The organism is Pseudomonas sp. 1152_12 (genome assembly GCF_052850675.1).
Window position 1 is genome coordinate 166,057 of record NZ_VXCW01000003.1, and the last position, 16,364, is coordinate 182,420.

At 60.9% G+C, this 16,364-nt stretch carries 13 protein-coding genes; all 13 read left to right on the plus strand.

Translation table 11 applies throughout. The features are described 5' to 3' along the window. Positions 1–18: 18 nt before the first annotated feature. Positions 19–1,023 carry a 4-hydroxythreonine-4-phosphate dehydrogenase PdxA gene (locus FW764_RS06195; protein WP_065943590.1) on the plus strand — a complete coding sequence of 335 codons (1,005 nt, stop codon included), beginning with the start codon at positions 19–21 and terminating at the stop codon, positions 1,021–1,023. A 54-nt stretch (positions 1,024–1,077) separates the two neighbouring features. Continuing rightward, the gene (locus tag FW764_RS06200) at positions 1,078–2,361 is read left to right on the plus strand and encodes an MFS transporter (RefSeq protein ID WP_446433196.1); all 1,284 of its coding nucleotides are present in this window, start codon (positions 1,078–1,080) and stop codon (positions 2,359–2,361) included. A 26-nt stretch (positions 2,362–2,387) separates the two neighbouring features. After that, entirely contained in the window at positions 2,388–3,314 is a 927-nt protein-coding gene (locus tag FW764_RS06205) for a YncE family protein (protein ID WP_032863422.1), read from the plus strand. Continuing rightward, positions 3,311–4,270, plus strand: coding sequence for an amidohydrolase family protein (locus FW764_RS06210; RefSeq protein ID WP_323146174.1), 960 nt, complete (start codon positions 3,311–3,313; stop codon positions 4,268–4,270). The genes FW764_RS06205 and FW764_RS06210 overlap by 4 nt, the downstream gene beginning before the upstream one ends. A 30-nt stretch (positions 4,271–4,300) precedes the next feature. After that, positions 4,301–5,812, plus strand: a complete 1,512-nt coding sequence (locus FW764_RS06215; protein WP_065943591.1) for a sugar ABC transporter ATP-binding protein — start codon at positions 4,301–4,303, stop codon at positions 5,810–5,812. A gap of 46 nt (positions 5,813–5,858) precedes the next feature. Then, on the plus strand, positions 5,859–6,878 hold the full coding sequence (locus FW764_RS06220) for an ABC transporter permease (RefSeq protein WP_032863421.1): 1,020 nt from the start codon (positions 5,859–5,861) through the stop codon (positions 6,876–6,878). 25 nt (positions 6,879–6,903) lie between these two features. Next, complete coding sequence (locus FW764_RS06225; protein ID WP_323146173.1) at positions 6,904–8,019, plus strand: ABC transporter substrate-binding protein; 1,116 nt, start codon at positions 6,904–6,906, stop codon at positions 8,017–8,019. Positions 8,020–8,030: 11 nt separating this feature from the next. Next, complete coding sequence (locus FW764_RS06230) at positions 8,031–8,942, plus strand: SMP-30/gluconolactonase/LRE family protein (RefSeq protein ID WP_446433197.1); 912 nt, start codon at positions 8,031–8,033, stop codon at positions 8,940–8,942. A gap of 40 nt (positions 8,943–8,982) precedes the next feature. Further along, positions 8,983–9,999, plus strand: coding sequence for a c-type cytochrome (locus tag FW764_RS06235; protein ID WP_446433198.1), 1,017 nt, complete (start codon positions 8,983–8,985; stop codon positions 9,997–9,999). Positions 10,000–10,087: 88 nt separating this feature from the next. Beyond that, positions 10,088–11,335 (plus strand): OprD family porin, encoded by a 1,248-nt coding sequence (locus tag FW764_RS06240; RefSeq protein WP_446433199.1) that lies wholly within the window; start codon positions 10,088–10,090, stop codon positions 11,333–11,335. A 209-nt stretch (positions 11,336–11,544) separates the two neighbouring features. Continuing rightward, entirely contained in the window at positions 11,545–12,720 is a 1,176-nt protein-coding gene (locus FW764_RS06245) for an L-rhamnonate dehydratase (RefSeq protein WP_323146169.1), read from the plus strand. A 13-nt stretch (positions 12,721–12,733) separates the two neighbouring features. Further along, entirely contained in the window at positions 12,734–13,729 is a 996-nt protein-coding gene (araD1, locus tag FW764_RS06250) for an AraD1 family protein (protein WP_323146168.1), read from the plus strand. Positions 13,730–13,758: 29 nt separating this feature from the next. Further along, positions 13,759–15,342 (plus strand): aldehyde dehydrogenase (NADP(+)), encoded by a 1,584-nt coding sequence (locus FW764_RS06255; protein ID WP_419480161.1) that lies wholly within the window; start codon positions 13,759–13,761, stop codon positions 15,340–15,342. The last annotated feature ends 1,022 nt before the right edge of the window (positions 15,343–16,364 follow it).

The window sequence follows — 16,364 nt, forward strand, 5'->3', positions numbered from 1 at the left end:
TTTTAAGAGGAATCCCGCATGACCGCACCCCGCATTGCCATGGTCCTGGGCGACCCCGCCGGTATTGGCCCCGAGCTGGTGGCCAGGTTGCTGGCTGACCCTGTTGTCCGCGCCCAGGCCAATGTGCTGTTGATTGCCGATGAAGCGCAAATGCTGCGTGGCATGGCGATCGCCGGCCTGTCGTTTCCCTACCGCACCATCGACTCTCTGGATGACCTGGTGTTCAGCGACGATACGCCGCTGTTCTACCCCTTCCGAGGCGATGCCAGTCGTGACTTTGTCTATGCCCAGGCCAGCGCCAACGGTGGCCGCTACAGCCTCGACACCCTGCAAACAGGCCTGCGCCTGACCCAGCAAGGCACCACCGATGCCCTGCTGTTTGGTCCTCTGAACAAAACGTCCCTGCACATGGCCGGGATGGAGCATAGCGACGAGTTGCACTGGTTTGCCGAGCTGTTGGATTTTGACGGGCCGTTCTGCGAATTCAACGTACTCGACAACCTCTGGACTTCCCGGGTGACATCCCACGTGGCGCTGGCCCAGGTGCCAGGCTTGCTGAGCCAGGAACGGGTGGTGCAGGCCATCCAGTTGATCGACACGGCACTCAAGCGCAGCGGTTTGCCGCAGCCGCGCATCGGCGTCTGCGGGCTCAACCCGCACAACGGTGACAACGGCAGTTTTGGTCGTGAGGAGTTGGACATCATCGGCCCGGCAGTCAAGTCCGCCCAGGTCCTGGGGATCGATGCCGATGGCCCGTACCCGGCCGACACGATCTTCCTCAAGGTCCAGGGTGATGCCAATGCCTTCGATGCGGTGGTCACCATGTACCACGACCAGGGCCAGATCGCGATCAAGTTGATGGGCTTTTCCCGTGGCGTCACGGTGCAGGGCGGCCTGCCGATCCCGATCACCACGCCGGCCCACGGTACCGCGTTTGATATCGCCGGACAGGGCAAGGCCAACGTCGGCGCGATGCGCCAGGCCTTCGAAATCGCTTGCCGCATGGGCCTCAACCGGCGCTAGCAACCCAAGTACTCAAGCGCTTCCACAAAAAAAATAAGAAGTGGGAATCAAGATATGCAAACCAGCTCCCCGGCGACTACCCAGAGTCCGCCCGTTGTCGATCTTCGTTGGCTACGGGTGATTCCACCGATTGTCATCACCTGCATCATGTCTTACATGGACCGCATCAATATCGCCTTCGCCATGCCCGGTGGCATGGCTGACGAACTGGGTGTTTCTGCCAGTATGGTGGGCCTGGCGGGCGGTATCTTTTTTGTCGGCTACCTGTTCCTGCAAGTGCCCGGCGGCAAGTTGGCGGTACATGGCAGTGGCAAACGCTTCATCGGCTGGTCGCTGCTGGCTTGGGCGGTGATTTCGATCCTCACGGGCTTTGTCACCAACCACTATCAATTGCTGTTCCTGCGTTTTGCCCTGGGGGTGGCCGAGGGCGGTATGTTGCCGGTGGTGTTGACCATGATCAGCAACTGGTTCCCCGACAAGGAGCGCGGGCTGGCCAACGCGATTGTGATCATGTTCGTGCCATTGGCCGGCATCATCACCGCGCCGTTATCCGGCTGGATTATTGCGGCCCTGGACTGGCGGATGCTGTTCATCATCGAAGGCCTGTTGTCGGCGGCGGTGATGGTGTTGTGGATGTTGACCATCAGCGACCGACCGCAAGAGGCCAAGTGGATCAGTGAGCGTGAGCGCGATTACTTGATCACCACCCTGGCCGAAGAACAGAAAGCCATTGCCGCCAAGGCCGTGAAAAACGCCTCGTTGTCCGAGGTCATGGCTGACAAGACCCTTTGGCATCTGATCGCCCTCAACTTCTTCTACCAGGCCGGTATCTATGGCTACACCCTGTGGCTGCCGAGCATCGTCAAGGAACTGACCCAGAGCGGCATGGGCAAGGTGGGCATGCTGGCGACCCTGCCTTATATCGCTGCGATGTTCGGCATGCTGATGTTCTCCAACCTGTCGGATCGCAGCGGCAAGCGCCGGGCATTTATTGCCGTGCCCCTGGCTGGCCTGGCGCTGTGCCTGACGTTGTCGGTTATCCTGCGTGAGCAGATCTGGCTGTCTTTTGCCGCGCTGGTGGGCTGCGGGTTCTTCCTGCAAGCGGCAGCGGGAATTTTCTGGACCATCCCGGCGAAAATTTTCAGCGCTGAAGCGGCTGGCGGTGCTCGTGGTCTGATCAATGCCCTGGGCAACCTCGGCGGGTTTTGCGGGCCGTACATCGTCGGCGTACTGATCAGCCAATACTCCCAAAGCATCGGCGTCTACAGCCTGGCCCTATCGGTGGCGCTGGCGGCGGTGCTCGCCATGATCTTGCCACGCAAGTGCGAACAGGCCTAAGACTTACCTTGAAGAGGAATCGAACCATGAATCAGGAAGTGCTCTTGCTGGTGCAAAAATGCGCCCATACCTTCAGTTTCTATGACGTGCAGACGGGGGCGGTGCTCAAGCACATCCGGTTGCCGGAGTTCCCGCACGAGTTTGTGGTGGACTCGAAAAACCGCTTTGCCTACGTCGGCCATTACGGCATCGAAACTTCCAGCCACGAAGGCGAGGGCGGTTGTTCGGTGTTCGTCATCGACCTTGAGCGCGCCGAGCATGTACGCACCCTGAGCATCTGGCCGTTCCGCCGCCCCCATGGCCTGGCGATGGATGATCAGGACCGCCTCTACGTGCTCAGCGAAGGCAACTCGACCTTGCTGATCTTCGATCAGCCCCACTTGCGTGATGTACCGGACCGGGCGATTCCTTCCGGCGGCTACAAGAGCCATCTGGTGGCTATGACTCGCAATGGCGAGACCGCGTTTGCCCTCAACCTGTTGAGCAACACCATCACCCGGCTCAAGCCCCAGGATCCGACGATTGCGCCGCTGCCCATGCAGCCGGGCAGCCAGCCGGAAGGCAATTGCTTCAGCCGTGACGAGCGCACGTTGTACGTGACCACGCGTGGCGATAACAGCATCGTCGCGGTCGACGTCGAGACCCTGAAAGTGACCCATCGTGGGCGTACCGGTGCGGACCCGACTCGGATCTACCGCGACCGCCAGGACCGGCTTTATGTGACCAATTACGGCGAACAATCGCTCTCGGTATTCAGCCCGCAGTTGGAGCAAATCCGCCGTGTCGAGTTGGACAGCACTGCCATTGCCATGAGCCTGCACCCCACGCGAGACCTGGCGTTTGTCACCCTCAAGGACCAGCGCGTGGGCATGCTCGACCTTAATACCTGGACCTTCGAGCGTTACTTCGAAACCCTGCTGGAGCCGGATGTCTCCCAGGTCATCGTGCGGTGAGCAGCCTCGGCCTGCACGAACGCCTGGGCCTTGAGATGAACGGGGCTGCACCGATCACCCTGATCGACGCACACCATCACCTCTGGGACCTGGATTGCGGTCGTTACCCGTGGCTGCAAGGGGCGCCGGACCCGGGGTTTTTCCTCGGTGACTATCAGCCTTTGCGCCGGCATTACCGGGCGCCGGATTACCTGGCCGACAGCGCTGCGCACCGGGTGTTGGCCACTGTGCATTGCGAGGCCGAGCACGAGCGCAGCGATCAAGTGGGGGAGACCCGTTGGGTGCATGAGCAATATGCCCGCTACGGGTTCCCGAATGCGGTAGTGGCCCATGCCTGGCTGCATGCTGATAACTGCGCCGACATTCTGGGACTGCACCTGGAATTTCCACTGGTGCGAGGTATCCGCAGCAAGCCGCTCACCGCTGCCACGCCACACCAGGCGGATACTGTGCGCGGCTTGTCGGGCAGCCTGCAGGACGAGCAGTGGCTCGGAGGCCTGGCGCTGCTGGAGCGGCATGGGCTGTCCTGGGATTTACGTGTGCCTTACTGGCATTTGGAAGAGGCTGCACAGGTGGCCGCGATGTTTCCGGGATTGACCATCGTGCTCAACCACATGGGCTTCCCGTGGGACCGCAGTGAGAGCGGCCTGGCCGGTTGGCGGCGAGGGATGCAGGCATTGGCGGCCCAACCCAACGTCTGGGTAAAGGTTTCCGAACTGGGGTTGCGCGACCAACCCTGGACGGTGGAAGGCAACCGCGCAGTGGTTCGCGAAACCCTGGCTCTGTTTGGTATTGAGCGCTGCCTGTTCGCCAGTAATTTCCCGGTGGCTGGTTTGCGCATTGGTTATGACGCTTTGGTGCAGGCCATGGATGCCCTGTTGGATGGCTACGATGCAGTGCAGCGCGAAGGGTTTTTCTGGCGCAACGCGCAGCAGGTCTACCGCATCACGCTGTAGTTCCGAATAACAATAATGACGGTGCAATCCATGAATACTCTCGAACCTGGCCAGCGCGGCGCAGTGCCGTTGCTGCACTTTGAAAATGTCTGCAAAAGCTTTGGCGGTACCTTGGCTGTCAATCACGTAAGCCTTGAGGTCGAGGCCGGCAGCGTGCTGGCGCTGCTGGGGGAAAACGGCGCGGGCAAGTCGACATTGATCAAGCTCCTGGCCGGTGTGCATCGTCTCGACAGCGGGCGGATTCTGTTTGACGGCCACCCCATCGAAACCGAGGCCGACCGCAAGGGCATCGCCTTTATCCATCAGGATTTGGGGTTGATCGACTCTCTGAGTGCTGCCGAAAACATTGCCTTTACCTGTGGTTTTGCCCGTCGCGGCGGCCTGATCGACTGGCGGCAAGTACGGCGCAAGGCCCGTGAAGCCCTGGCCCTGGTTGACGACAGCATTGACCCAGATACCCCGGTGGGTGAGCTGGAGCGCACTCAGAAATCCCTGGTCGCCATTGCCCGTGCGCTGGCGGTGGACGCGCGCCTGCTGGTGCTGGATGAGCCCACCGCGAGCCTGCCCGCCGACGACGCCGAGCGGCTGTTTGTGGTGCTCAAGCGCTTGCAGGCGCAAGGCGTGGGCATGATCTATGTGTCCCATCGCCTGGATGAGATTTTCCGGGTGGCCGATCAGGTGGCGGTGATGCGCGATGGTCGGCTGGTGTGCCGCAAGGCCATCGCCCAAACCGATCCCCAGGATCTGGTGCGCCAGATTGTCGGGCGTGAACCCGAACAACTCTACCAGGCGGCACCGTGCAGTCACGGCCCGTTGCTGTTGCAGGTGCGTGATATGGCGTGCGGCGGGGTCAGCGGTCTGTCCTTTGACCTGCACGCCGGGGAAATCCTGGCCCTGGCCGGGCTGCGTGGCGCTGGGCAGGAGCGCGTCGGCCGGGCCTTGTTCGGCTTGCTGGCGATAGACGCTGGCGAGGTGCTGCTCGACGGTGCGCGGTTGCGCACGCATTCGGCTGCCCAGGCCATGCGCCAAGGCTTGGGGTTGGTGGCGGGGGACCGTTGTGGTGAGTCGCTGCCAATGCCGTTGTCGGTGCGCGAGAACCTATTTCTCAACCCATTGGCCAGCGGCAAAGGGCTGCTGGGCTGGATCTCGCCGCAGGCTGAGCGGCGCCAGGCCGAGGCGTTGGTCCGGCAATTCGATGTACGGCCCAATGCCACTGAATGTGCGGTGGAAACCCTGAGCGGTGGCAATCAGCAAAAAGTGGTGATGGCCCGTTGGTTGGAGATCACCGGGCGCCTGCTGATCCTCGAAGAGCCCACCGCCGGCGTCGACGTGGGAGCCAAGGCCGATATCTACCGGCTGGTGCAACGCGCCTTGGAGCGCGGCCTGGCGGTGTTGTTGATCTCCACCGACTTCGAGGAGGTGGCCAACATCGCCCACCGCGCCCTGGTGTTCAGCCGCTCGACTGTGGTGGCGACCCTGGGCAAGGAGGACCTGTCGCTCAGCAGCCTGTTACACCGCGCTTCGGCCAGCGATGCTGCCTGAGCCCCCTCTATTCCATTGAACTTTATCGATAACAAGAAGGCCTGCCATGAACGCTGATAATCCTGCCTCGGCGGTTAGCCCGAGGATCCTGACCCGCGACTTTTCGCGCCTGCTGCCGGTGTACGGCATGCCGGTCTTGTTGCTGGGGCTGATCGTGTTTTTCTCGGTGCTGCTGCCGGACTCGTTCCCGACGTTGCTCAACCTCAACTCGATCCTGGGCGACAAGGTGATCATCGCGATCCTGGCCCTGGCGGCGATGGTGCCGATGCTCACCAACAAGATCGACCTGACCGTGGGCTACGGCATTGTGCTGTGGCACATCCTGGCGATCAGCCTGCAGACCCGTTATGGCTTTTCCTGGCAAGCCTCGGTGTTGATCGTGCTGGCGGCCGGGTTGTTGTTCGGCCTGATCAACGGCTTGCTGGTGGAAATGGCCAGGATCGACTCGTTTATCGCCACCCTCGGCACCGGCACCGTGGTCTACGCCCTGGCGTTGTGGCACAGCGGTGGCCGCCAGGTGTTTGGGGATTTGCCAGAAGGCTTTCTGTTGCTTAACGGTGCCAGCCTGTTCGGTTTGCCGATCGCCGCGTTCTACGTGCTGGGCCTGGCGCTGTTGCTGTGGGTGGTGACCGAGTATCTGCCGATCGGGCGTTTTCTCTATGCGATTGGTGCCAACCCGAAAGCGGCCGAGTTGAATGGTATTCCCTGCCGGCGTTATGTGGTCGGGGCCTTTATGGGCTCGGGCGTGTTGACGGCGTTTGCCGGGGTGTTACTGGCCTCGCGTTTGCAGATCGGCCAGGCCAGCGTGGGCCTTGAGTTCCTGTTGCCGGCCCTGGTCGGGGCGTTTCTCGGTTCGACCACGATCAAGCCGGGCCGAGTCAATGTGTGGGGCACGCTGATTGGCGTGGCGGTATTGGCGGTGGGCATCGCCGGTATCCAGCAACTGGGCGGGGCGTTTTTTGTCGAGCCACTGTTCAACGGTGTGACCTTGCTGCTGGCCATCGGCATTGCCGGTTATGCGGGCCGGCGCCGGGTGCGGGTGCGCAATACACCGGCCAAACCCTGAACCATCTTTTTTTTGGGAGAACCTTATGAGCCTTGAAGTGTTTCGTCGTACCCGCTTGCTCGTGTGTGTCGCCGTGATCTCGCTCGCCAGTATTGCCCAGGCTGCGGCAGACGAGTTTGTCGAACAGGCCCGGCAACGGGTGGAGGCGGCCACCCAGCCCTGGACCACTTGGCAAGGCCCGGACAGCGGGCCCGTGGCGCAAGCGGGCAAACAGGTGCTGTTTATCGCCTCGGACCTGCGCAACAGCGGTGTGCTAGGGGTCAGTGAAGGGGTCAAGGCCGCAGCGCAAGTCATGGGCTGGAAGCTGCGTATCCTTGATGGCCAGGGCAGTGTGTCCGGGCGCACGGCGGCGTTGAACCAAGGCATCGTGCTCAAGCCGGACGGGATCATTCTGGGTGGCTTCGACGCCCGGGAACAGCTCAGCACCCTGAAGAAAGTCCAGGCGGCCAAGATCCCCGTGGTGGGCTGGCACGCCGGACCAAGCGCCGGGCCGATGGCCGAGGAAGGCTTGTTCGTCAATGTCACCACCGACCCCGGTGATGTGGCGAAAATCGCCGCCTACTACGCTGTGGCGCAATCGGACGGCAAGGCCGGCGTGGTGATCCTCACCGATTCGCTGTACGCGGTGGCCACCGCCAAATCCGACGCTATGGCCGAGGTCATCAAGCAATGCCGCGGGTGCAGCCTGTTGGCGCTGGAAGATTCGCCGCTGGCTGAAACCTCGTCGCGCATGCCGCAGCTGACCACATCGTTGTTGCAGCGGTTTGGCGACAAGTGGAACTACACCCTGGGCATCAATGATCTGTATTTCGACTTTATCGGCTCGTCCCTCAGCCGCCTGGGGCGCAAGCCCGACCAGCCACCGCTGAGCCTGTCGGCGGGTGACGGCAGCGAATCGGCGTACCAGCGCATCCGCAAATCCAGCTACCAGGCCGCCACCGTACCGGAGCCGGTGACCTTGCACGGCTGGCAGTTGATCGACGAACTGAACCGCGCCTTTGCCGGGGTTGGGCCAAGCAACTATGTGACGGCGGTGCACTTGATCACGGCCAACAATATCCAGGTGGACGGCGGTCCGCGTAATACCTTCGATCCGGACAACGGTTATGCCGCGGCCTATCGCAAAATCTGGCAACGCTGAGGGCGAGGCTCATGACCGGTATCGAGATTTTTGACCCGCGGCTGCACAACATTCTCAAGCCTAGTAGCGTGTTGCAGCGCCTTGGCGGCGGCGCCATCTGGGGTGAAGGCCCGGTATGGCTACCCGCCGAACAGGCCCTGGTGTGGAGTGATATTCCCAACAATCGCATGCTGCGTTGGCATGAAGAGCAGGGCGTGAGCGTGTTCCGCCAGCCGTCGCATTTCAGCAACGGCAACAGCCTGGATCGCGAGGGCCGGCTGGTCAGTTGCGAGCACGGTCGCCGGGGCATTTCCCGTACTGAGTCGGACGGTGAGGTGCGGCTGCTGGTGGACCGTTATCAAGGACGACGGCTCAACTCGCCCAACGACCTGGTGATCAAGTCCGATGGCAGCCTCTGGTTCAGCGATCCGGCCTACGGAATCATGAGTGACGTCGAAGGCTACAAGGCCGACAGCGAACAGGATGGCTGCCATGTGTACCGTTTCGACCCGCTCGCCAACGTCCTGGAACGGGTTGCCGATGATTTCCATAAGCCTAATGGCCTGGCGTTTTCGCCGGACGAATCCTTGCTGTACATCTCCGATACCTCGGCCTCCCATGATCCAGCAGGCTGCCATCACGTGCGCGTGTTTGATGTCGAGGCGGGCCGCAGGCTGGTCAATGGCCGGGTGTTTGCGGTGATCGAACCGGGGCTGCCGGATGGCTTTCGGGTCGATCATCAGGGTTGGTTGTACATCAGCTCCCTGGACAGCATTCAGGTATATGCGCCCGACGGCACCTGCCTGGGCAAGATCCATGTGCCGGAGAAAGTTTCCAATTGCACCTTTGGCGGACTGCGTGGCGAGCGCTTGTTTATCAGCGCCTCGACATCGCTGTATGCCATCGACTTGAACACCCGGGGCTGTCAATTCGCAGCCGCTTGAACATCAACGCCGCGCCATAACAACAATAAGCGAGCCAGACATGTTTATGACCCTACCTTCGTGGTTGATCCACGGAGCGCTCCTGTGTGGGGTGCTCACCACCACAGCGGTTCTTGCTGAGCCGGTGCTTGACCGCCAGCAGGCCGCACAGTTGCTGCGGGCGCAGCAGGCCCGTGCGGTGCAGCCGTGGCGTGTGCCAAACGCAATCGATATCGAACGTCAGTCCAACGCCGTGCTCATCCGCCAGGGCATGGCCTTGCTGCAGAACACCACGCGCCTGGCCGGCCCCTTGGTGGCGGATCCCGGCAAGCGTTTTTCGCGCAACAACCTCAACTGTATCAATTGCCACGAAGCCGGCCCGTCGGGGCTGCCGGGCAGCAAACCTTATGGGTTGGCACTGGTCAATGCGATCCACGACTACCCCAGGCTCGATATCAAGAGCATGCGCGTGATCACCTTGGAACAGCGGGTCGCCGGTATGTTCGGCAAGGGCGAGGCGAGCATGGGCGCGGACACGCCCGAGATGAAGGCGATCCTGGCCTACTTGAGCTGGCTGGGCAGTGAGGCGCAGCCGGGGATGAGCATGCAAGGCACGGGGCTGGCGCGTATTACCTTGCCTGAGCGAGCCGCCGACCCTGGTCGGGGCCAGGCCTTGTTCGGCCAATACTGTGTGCAATGCCATGGCGCCCAGGGCCTGGGGCTGAAGGCGCCGGACTTTGCCACTGGCGGCGGTTATGTGTTCCCGCCGATTGCGGGCGACGATACCTACGACGACGGTGGGCATATGTACATGGTGCCGCTGCTGACTCAATTCATTCACGCCAACATGCCGTTGGGCAGCACCGCCGACACACCATTGTTGAGTGTCGAACAGGCCTATGACATCGCCGCCTACGTCAACAGCGAATTACCTCGCCGGCATGCGCCGCAACGGGGCGATGCCTACCCGGACCCCGCGTGGCGCCCGGCGGGTTTTGCCATTCCTGAACACTTTCCCGATGACCCGACAGGTTATCAGCGTGCGCGTTTCGGCCCGTTCCCGACGCCTTCCGAATAGCCCTTTAATCCAACACTGACGGTTCCCCCCGCCTCTGGGTCTTGTCGGCCTGGAAGGCTTCCTTGTGCCTATAAGAAAGAGAGCAGCCATGAAACTTGCAGTAATCACACACACGGCAATAGGGCTGGCACTGGTCACACCGATCAGTCCGTTGATGGCCCAGGAACACGGCTTTATTGAGGATTCGAGCGCCAACCTACTGATGCGCAATTACTACTACAACCGCGATTTCCAGGGGGCGAGCGCAACCCGCAACAAGGCCGAAGAATGGGCCCAGGGTTTTATCCTCGACTTCCGTTCCGGCTACACCCAGGGGCTGGTGGGATTCGGCATGGATGTCAGCGCCATGAGCGGTTTCAAACTCGACAGTAGCCCGGATCGCACGGGCACCGAGTTGCTGCCACGTCACGATGATGGCCGCGCGCCGGACAGCTATGGACGGGCGGGGGTGACGTTCAAGGCCAAGCTGTCGGCCACCGAGTTGAAGGTCGGTGAGTTACGCCCGGATATCCCGGTGCTGCGCGCCGATGACGGACGCCTGTTGCCGCAGACCTTTGAAGGGCTGGCACTGACCTCCCGTGAATTTGAAGGCCTGACCCTGAGCGGCGGGCAGATGCGCAAGGTGGCGCAACGCAACTCCACCGATGACCAGGACATGTGGGCCAACCGTTTTCCGGGGGTTACCTCGGATCGTTTCAACTATGTCGGGGCCGAGTATCGCTTCAACCAAGAGCGCACCCAGGTAGGTGTATGGCAGGCGCAGCTCAAAGACATCTATCAGCAGCGCTATTACAACCTGACCCACCGCCAGCCTGTTGGCGACTGGACCCTGTCGGCCAAGCTTGGCTACTTCGTCGATCAGGAGCAGGGCAGTGCCAAGGCGGGCAACCTCGACAGCAAGGCCTGGGGCGGGTTGTTCTCCGCCAGCACCGGGCCGCACACGATGTTTGTCGGGTTGCAACGGGTCAGCGAGGGCACCGGCTGGCTGGCCCTGGCCGGCACCAGCGGCAGGACCATGGCCAACGACTCCTATAACAACAACTTCTCCAATTCCGATGAGCGCTCCTGGCAACTGCGTTACGACTTCAACTTCGCCGCTCTGGGCCTGCCCGGCTTGACCAGCCTGGTACGCTACATCCACGGCTCTGATGCGAATGTCGGCCTGGTGCGTGATGGCACGTCATGGGAGCGCGATTTCGAATTGGCCTACACGGTGCAAAGCGGCCCGTTTAAAGACGTCAACCTGAGTTGGCGCAACTCCAGCGTGCGCAAAAGCTATGGCGAGGATTACGACGAGAACCGGTTGGTGGTGGCCTACAACCTGAATCTGTTTTAACGCTTCTGGTGGCCTGATAGCCGGTCTGTTTTTTCAAGCCGGCTCTCCCACTAGAGATAACTTAAGCCTGATTTTTTTCTTAAAACGTATTACCCCTGGCTATCACTGGATGCACACAAGTGATTATCCAGCACCCTCCCCCGTGGCTAGAGTTTGCGGACTTAAAGCGCTGCGGTGTCGGCGCTCTGCTCACCCAAAGGAGTTGAATAATGAAAATAAAATCCATCCGTACCCGTGTCTTCGAATGGAAGGGTAAGGTCGTGCCGCCCCAGGCACACTTTTGCACCAATGCCAGCGACATCCTGTTCGAACGCGGCGATGCCATGGGCTCGTTTCGTTTCCATGGCTGGCTGGTGGTAGAGGTAGAAACCGATACCGGCCTGGTGGGCATCGGCAACTGTGCACTGGCGCCGCGTGTGGCCAAGGAAATCATCGACACCTACCTGGCGCCGATTGCCATTGGCGAAGACCCGTTCGACAACGAATACATCTGGCAGAAAATGTACCGCCAGAGCCACGCCTGGGGTCGCAAGGGCATTGGCATGGCGGCCATTTCGGCAATCGACATCGCCATCTGGGACATCATGGGCAAGGCTGTCAACAAGCCGGTGTTCAAGCTGCTGGGCGGGCGTACCAAGGAGAAGATCTGGACCTACGCGTCCAAGCTCTACGCCAATGACAACCTCGATCTGTTCCTGGAAGAGGCCCAGGGTTATCTGAGCCAGGGTTTCACCGCGCTGAAGATGCGTTTTGGCTACGGTCCCAAGGATGGCCCGGCGGGCATGCGCAAGAACATTGAACAAGTGCGGGCCCTGCGCGAGCTGGCCGGGCCGGATGTGGACATCATGCTGGAGTGCTACATGGGCTGGACCCTGGAGTATGCGCGGCGGATGTTGCCCAAGCTGGCCGAGTTCGAACCTCGCTGGCTGGAAGAGCCGGTGATCGCTGACGATATCGAAGGTTATATCGAGCTGAAGAAGATGGGCATCATGCCCATCTCCGGTGGCGAGCATGAGTTCACCTCCTACGGTTTCAAAGACCTGCTGGAACGCCGTGCCGTGGACGTGATCCAGTACGACACCAACCGAGTCGGCGGGATCACCGCTGCGCGCAAGATCAACGCCATGGCCGAGGCCTGGTCGGTGCCGGTCATTCCCCATGCCGGGCAGATGCACAACTACCACCTGACCATGTCCACCACGGCCTCGCCGATGGCCGAGTTCTTCCCGGTGTTTGACGTCGAAGTGGGCAACGAATTGTTCTACTACGTGTTCAAGGGCGAACCGCAACCGGTCAATGGCTATATCCAACTGGATGACCACACCCCGGGCCTGGGCCTGGAAATTTCCGATGAGTATTTGCACGACTTCAACATCATCGAATAAGGCGGGCCTGGCGATGCGATTGATTCAATTTGAAGACCCGCAAGGGCAACGGCAGGTTGGCTGTGTCGACGGTGCGCAGATCCAGGTGGTGCGCGATACCCGCTACACCCGTGAACTGGCACTGAGTGCGATCCGCAATGGCATCAGCCTGCGGGATGAGGTGGCCAGGCGCGGCACCGACGCGGGGCCGTTGTATGCCGAGCTGCAGGACACGGCACGGATCCTGCCACCACTGGACCATGAAGACCCGGCCCACTGCCTGGTCAGCGGCACCGGCCTGACCCATCTGGGCAGTGCCGCGACCCGCGACCAGATGCACCAGCAGGCGGACCAGAGTACGGCGGCGATGACCGACACCATGCGCATCTTCAAATGGGGCCTGGAGGGTGGGAAACCGCCGGCTGGCCAGCCTGGTGCGCAGCCGGAGTGGTTCTACAAGGGGGACGGCAGCATTGTGGTACGCCCCGGCGCGGACTTCCCGGTGCCGCCATTCGCCGAGGATGCCGGCGAGGAGCCGGAGTTGACCGGCCTGTATGTGATTGGCGATGACGGGCAGCCCTGGCGCCTGGGTTATGCCTTGGGCAACGAGTTCTCCGACCATGTGATGGAGCGCCGTAATTATCTGTACTTGGCCCATTCCAAACTGCGTTTCTGCTGCTTCGGCCCGGAGCTGCGGGTCGGTGAGTTGCCGGCAGACCTGAGTGGCATGAGCCGGATTTTTCGTGAGAGCCAAGTGTTGTGGGAGAAGCCGTTCCTGTCGGGTGAAAGCAACATGTGTCACAGCCTGGCGAACCTGGAGTATCACCACTTCAAATACGCCCAGTTCCTGCGGCCGGGGGATGTGCATATCCATTTTTTTGGCACCGCCACCCTGTCGTTTGCCGACGGGATTCGTGTACAGCCGGGGGACCGTTTCGAGGTCAGCCTCGACGCTTTCGGTGCGCCGCTGCGCAATGGCATCAGGCTGACCGATGACGTACTGGCGATTGGCGCGATCAAGGCGTTGTGAGCCACCCCATGTTTTTCCAGGAGTCATCCATGTCTCAAATCAGTGGTCATAACTACATCGGCGGCGCCTACAGCGCGGCCGGCGATACCGTGCTTCAGAGCTTCGATGCGGTGACGGGGGAGGCGCTGGACGGCCTGTTCGTCCAGGCGACCCGTGAAGAGGTCGATGCTGCTGCCTTGGCGGCGGGCGCGGCGTATTCGGCGTACCGCGGCATGGCGGCGGCGCGCCGTGCCGGGTTTCTTGAGGCGATTGCCGCAGAACTCGATGCTCTGGACAGAACCTTCATTGACATCGTTTGCCGCGAAACCGCATTACCCGCTGCACGCATAGACGGTGAGCGCAGCCGTACCAGCAACCAGTTGCGCCTGTTTGCCCAGCTGCTGCGTCGCGGTGACTTCTATGGTGCGCGAATCGACCGCGCCTTGCCCGAGCGCCAACCCTTGCCACGGGCCGACCTGCGTCAGTGCCGCATCGGTGTCGGGCCGGTGGCCGTGTTTGGTGCCAGCAATTTCCCCCTGGCGTTTTCCACTGCCGGTGGTGACACCGCAGCAGCACTGGCGGCCGGCTGCCCGGTGGTTTTCAAAGCGCACAGCGGGCACATGCTCACCAGTGCCTGGGTTGCGGCTGCAATTGGCCGGGCTGCCGAGAAAACCGCGATGCCCGCTGGGGTGTTCAACTTGATCTATGGCGGTGGTGTCGGTGAGTGGCTGGTCAAGCACCCGGCAATCCAGGCGGTGGGGTTTACCGGGTCGTTGAAAGGCGGCCGGGCGTTATGTGATATGGCCGCAGCGCGCGCGCAGCCAATCCCGGTGTTCGCCGAGATGTCGAGCATCAACCCGGTGCTTCTGATGCCGGCGGCCCTGGCGTCTCGTGGTGACGTATTGGCGGGGGAACTGAGTGCGTCAGTGAGCCAGGGGTGTGGGCAGTTTTGCACCAAGCCGGGATTACTGATGGGCGTGCGCTCAGCCGACTTTTCTGCACTGATCGAAAAGCTCGGGGCCAAGTTGGCCGCCTTGCCGGCACAGTCCATGCTCAACGCCGGGACGTTGCGCAGTTATGAACAGGGAGTGCAACGCCTGCATGAACACCCAGGGGTTCGTCACATCGCGGGCGCGCCGCAACAGGGTAATCAGGCGTGGCCTCAGTTGTTCCAGGCTTCGGCGCAGTTGCTGCTTGACGCTGACAAGGTGCTGCAAGAGGAAGTGTTCGGTCCCGCTACCGTGGTGGTGGAAGCGGCGGATGACGTGCAACTGCAGCACATCATCAGTGCCTTGAACGGTCAGTTGACCTTCACCCTGATTGCCGATGAAGCGGATCTAGGGCAGTGCGCGCCGCTGGTTTCGCAATTGGCGCAAAAGGCCGGCCGCTTGCTGCTTAACGGTTACCCGACCGGCGTCGAGGTGTGCGATGCGATGGTACATGGAGGGCCTTATCCGGCAACCTCCGATGCTCGGGGGACCTCGGTGGGCAGCTTGTCCATCGATCGGTTCCTACGACCGGTGTGTTACCAGAACTATCCGGACGCTTTGCTTCCAGAGGCCCTCAAAGATGCTAACCCGTTAGGTATTGCGCGCTTGGTAAATGGAGAGACAACTTGGGTGGCCCTTGATTGAACGGCTGCTTGTTTACAGGTCGCGGTAGGGATGGCAGTTACCAGCCTGGGTAGTGTCGAAAGCACCGGTGGTAACGCCTACCGCGCCCTTGGTGTTAACGCCAACGCTGAATTGACCCACGTGCTGACGTGGGATTAACCCACCCTCAAGTCAACACAAATCCAGTAAAGTAGCGGTTCGCGATGGGGCTGCCCGGGTCAGTGATATCTCAGCAATTGAGTCAATTCGGCACCGGCGCCAACACTGAGGACGATGCTAATGGGTTTCAGGCGGAAAGTTTTACTTACAAAAACCCGAATACAAAACAGAATGAGCTGATCATTGTTGGCGCTCCCCCTGGATTGATCCAGTTGCCGACGCAAGACTGCCCCATCTCCAAACCTGCAAAATCCAGCACAGACAATGATTTACGAAAAGTCAGACTGGGGCAGTGAAATCTCGGCAACCGGTCACCTCGGCCTCGGCGCTGACAGATCAAGAGTTTCGATGGCTGGTGCATCTGTGACTCAGCCGACTGCGAAACGATTTTTTACGCCTGGATTCGTCAACTTGACTACCTTCACCACTAAATACGAAGTCAGGACAGTCACTAGTCAATTCCGGCTTTGACCCTTCCCCTGGCCGGAGAATCGGCCCATGTACACCATGACTCTTTTCCCAAATGACACCCCGGTCGACAGTTCAACCCATGTCTGGTTGATGACCATCGGTCTCGTTGCCTACTTCATCCCTCGTCGATGATTCTACGCCTCGGCGGCTGACCAGCCGCCGGGCCTCTTGAATGTACGTTAAAGCCGCGTCGTTTCTGGCTGCGACAGTTTTAATTCTCTAGAGCATGTGTACGAACCGGGTTTTTGGGCGGTTGCGACAGTTTTGCGTTTCCTTTACAAGACGCTGCAGGCCGCAAAAAACGGGACCCTTCCGCGACAGTTTTAATTCTCTAAATTCACCTTTTGAATTTAGAGAACTGAGTCGCACCCAGGGACGACAAGGCTTTTGTGTACATTTAACAGTATCGGCGG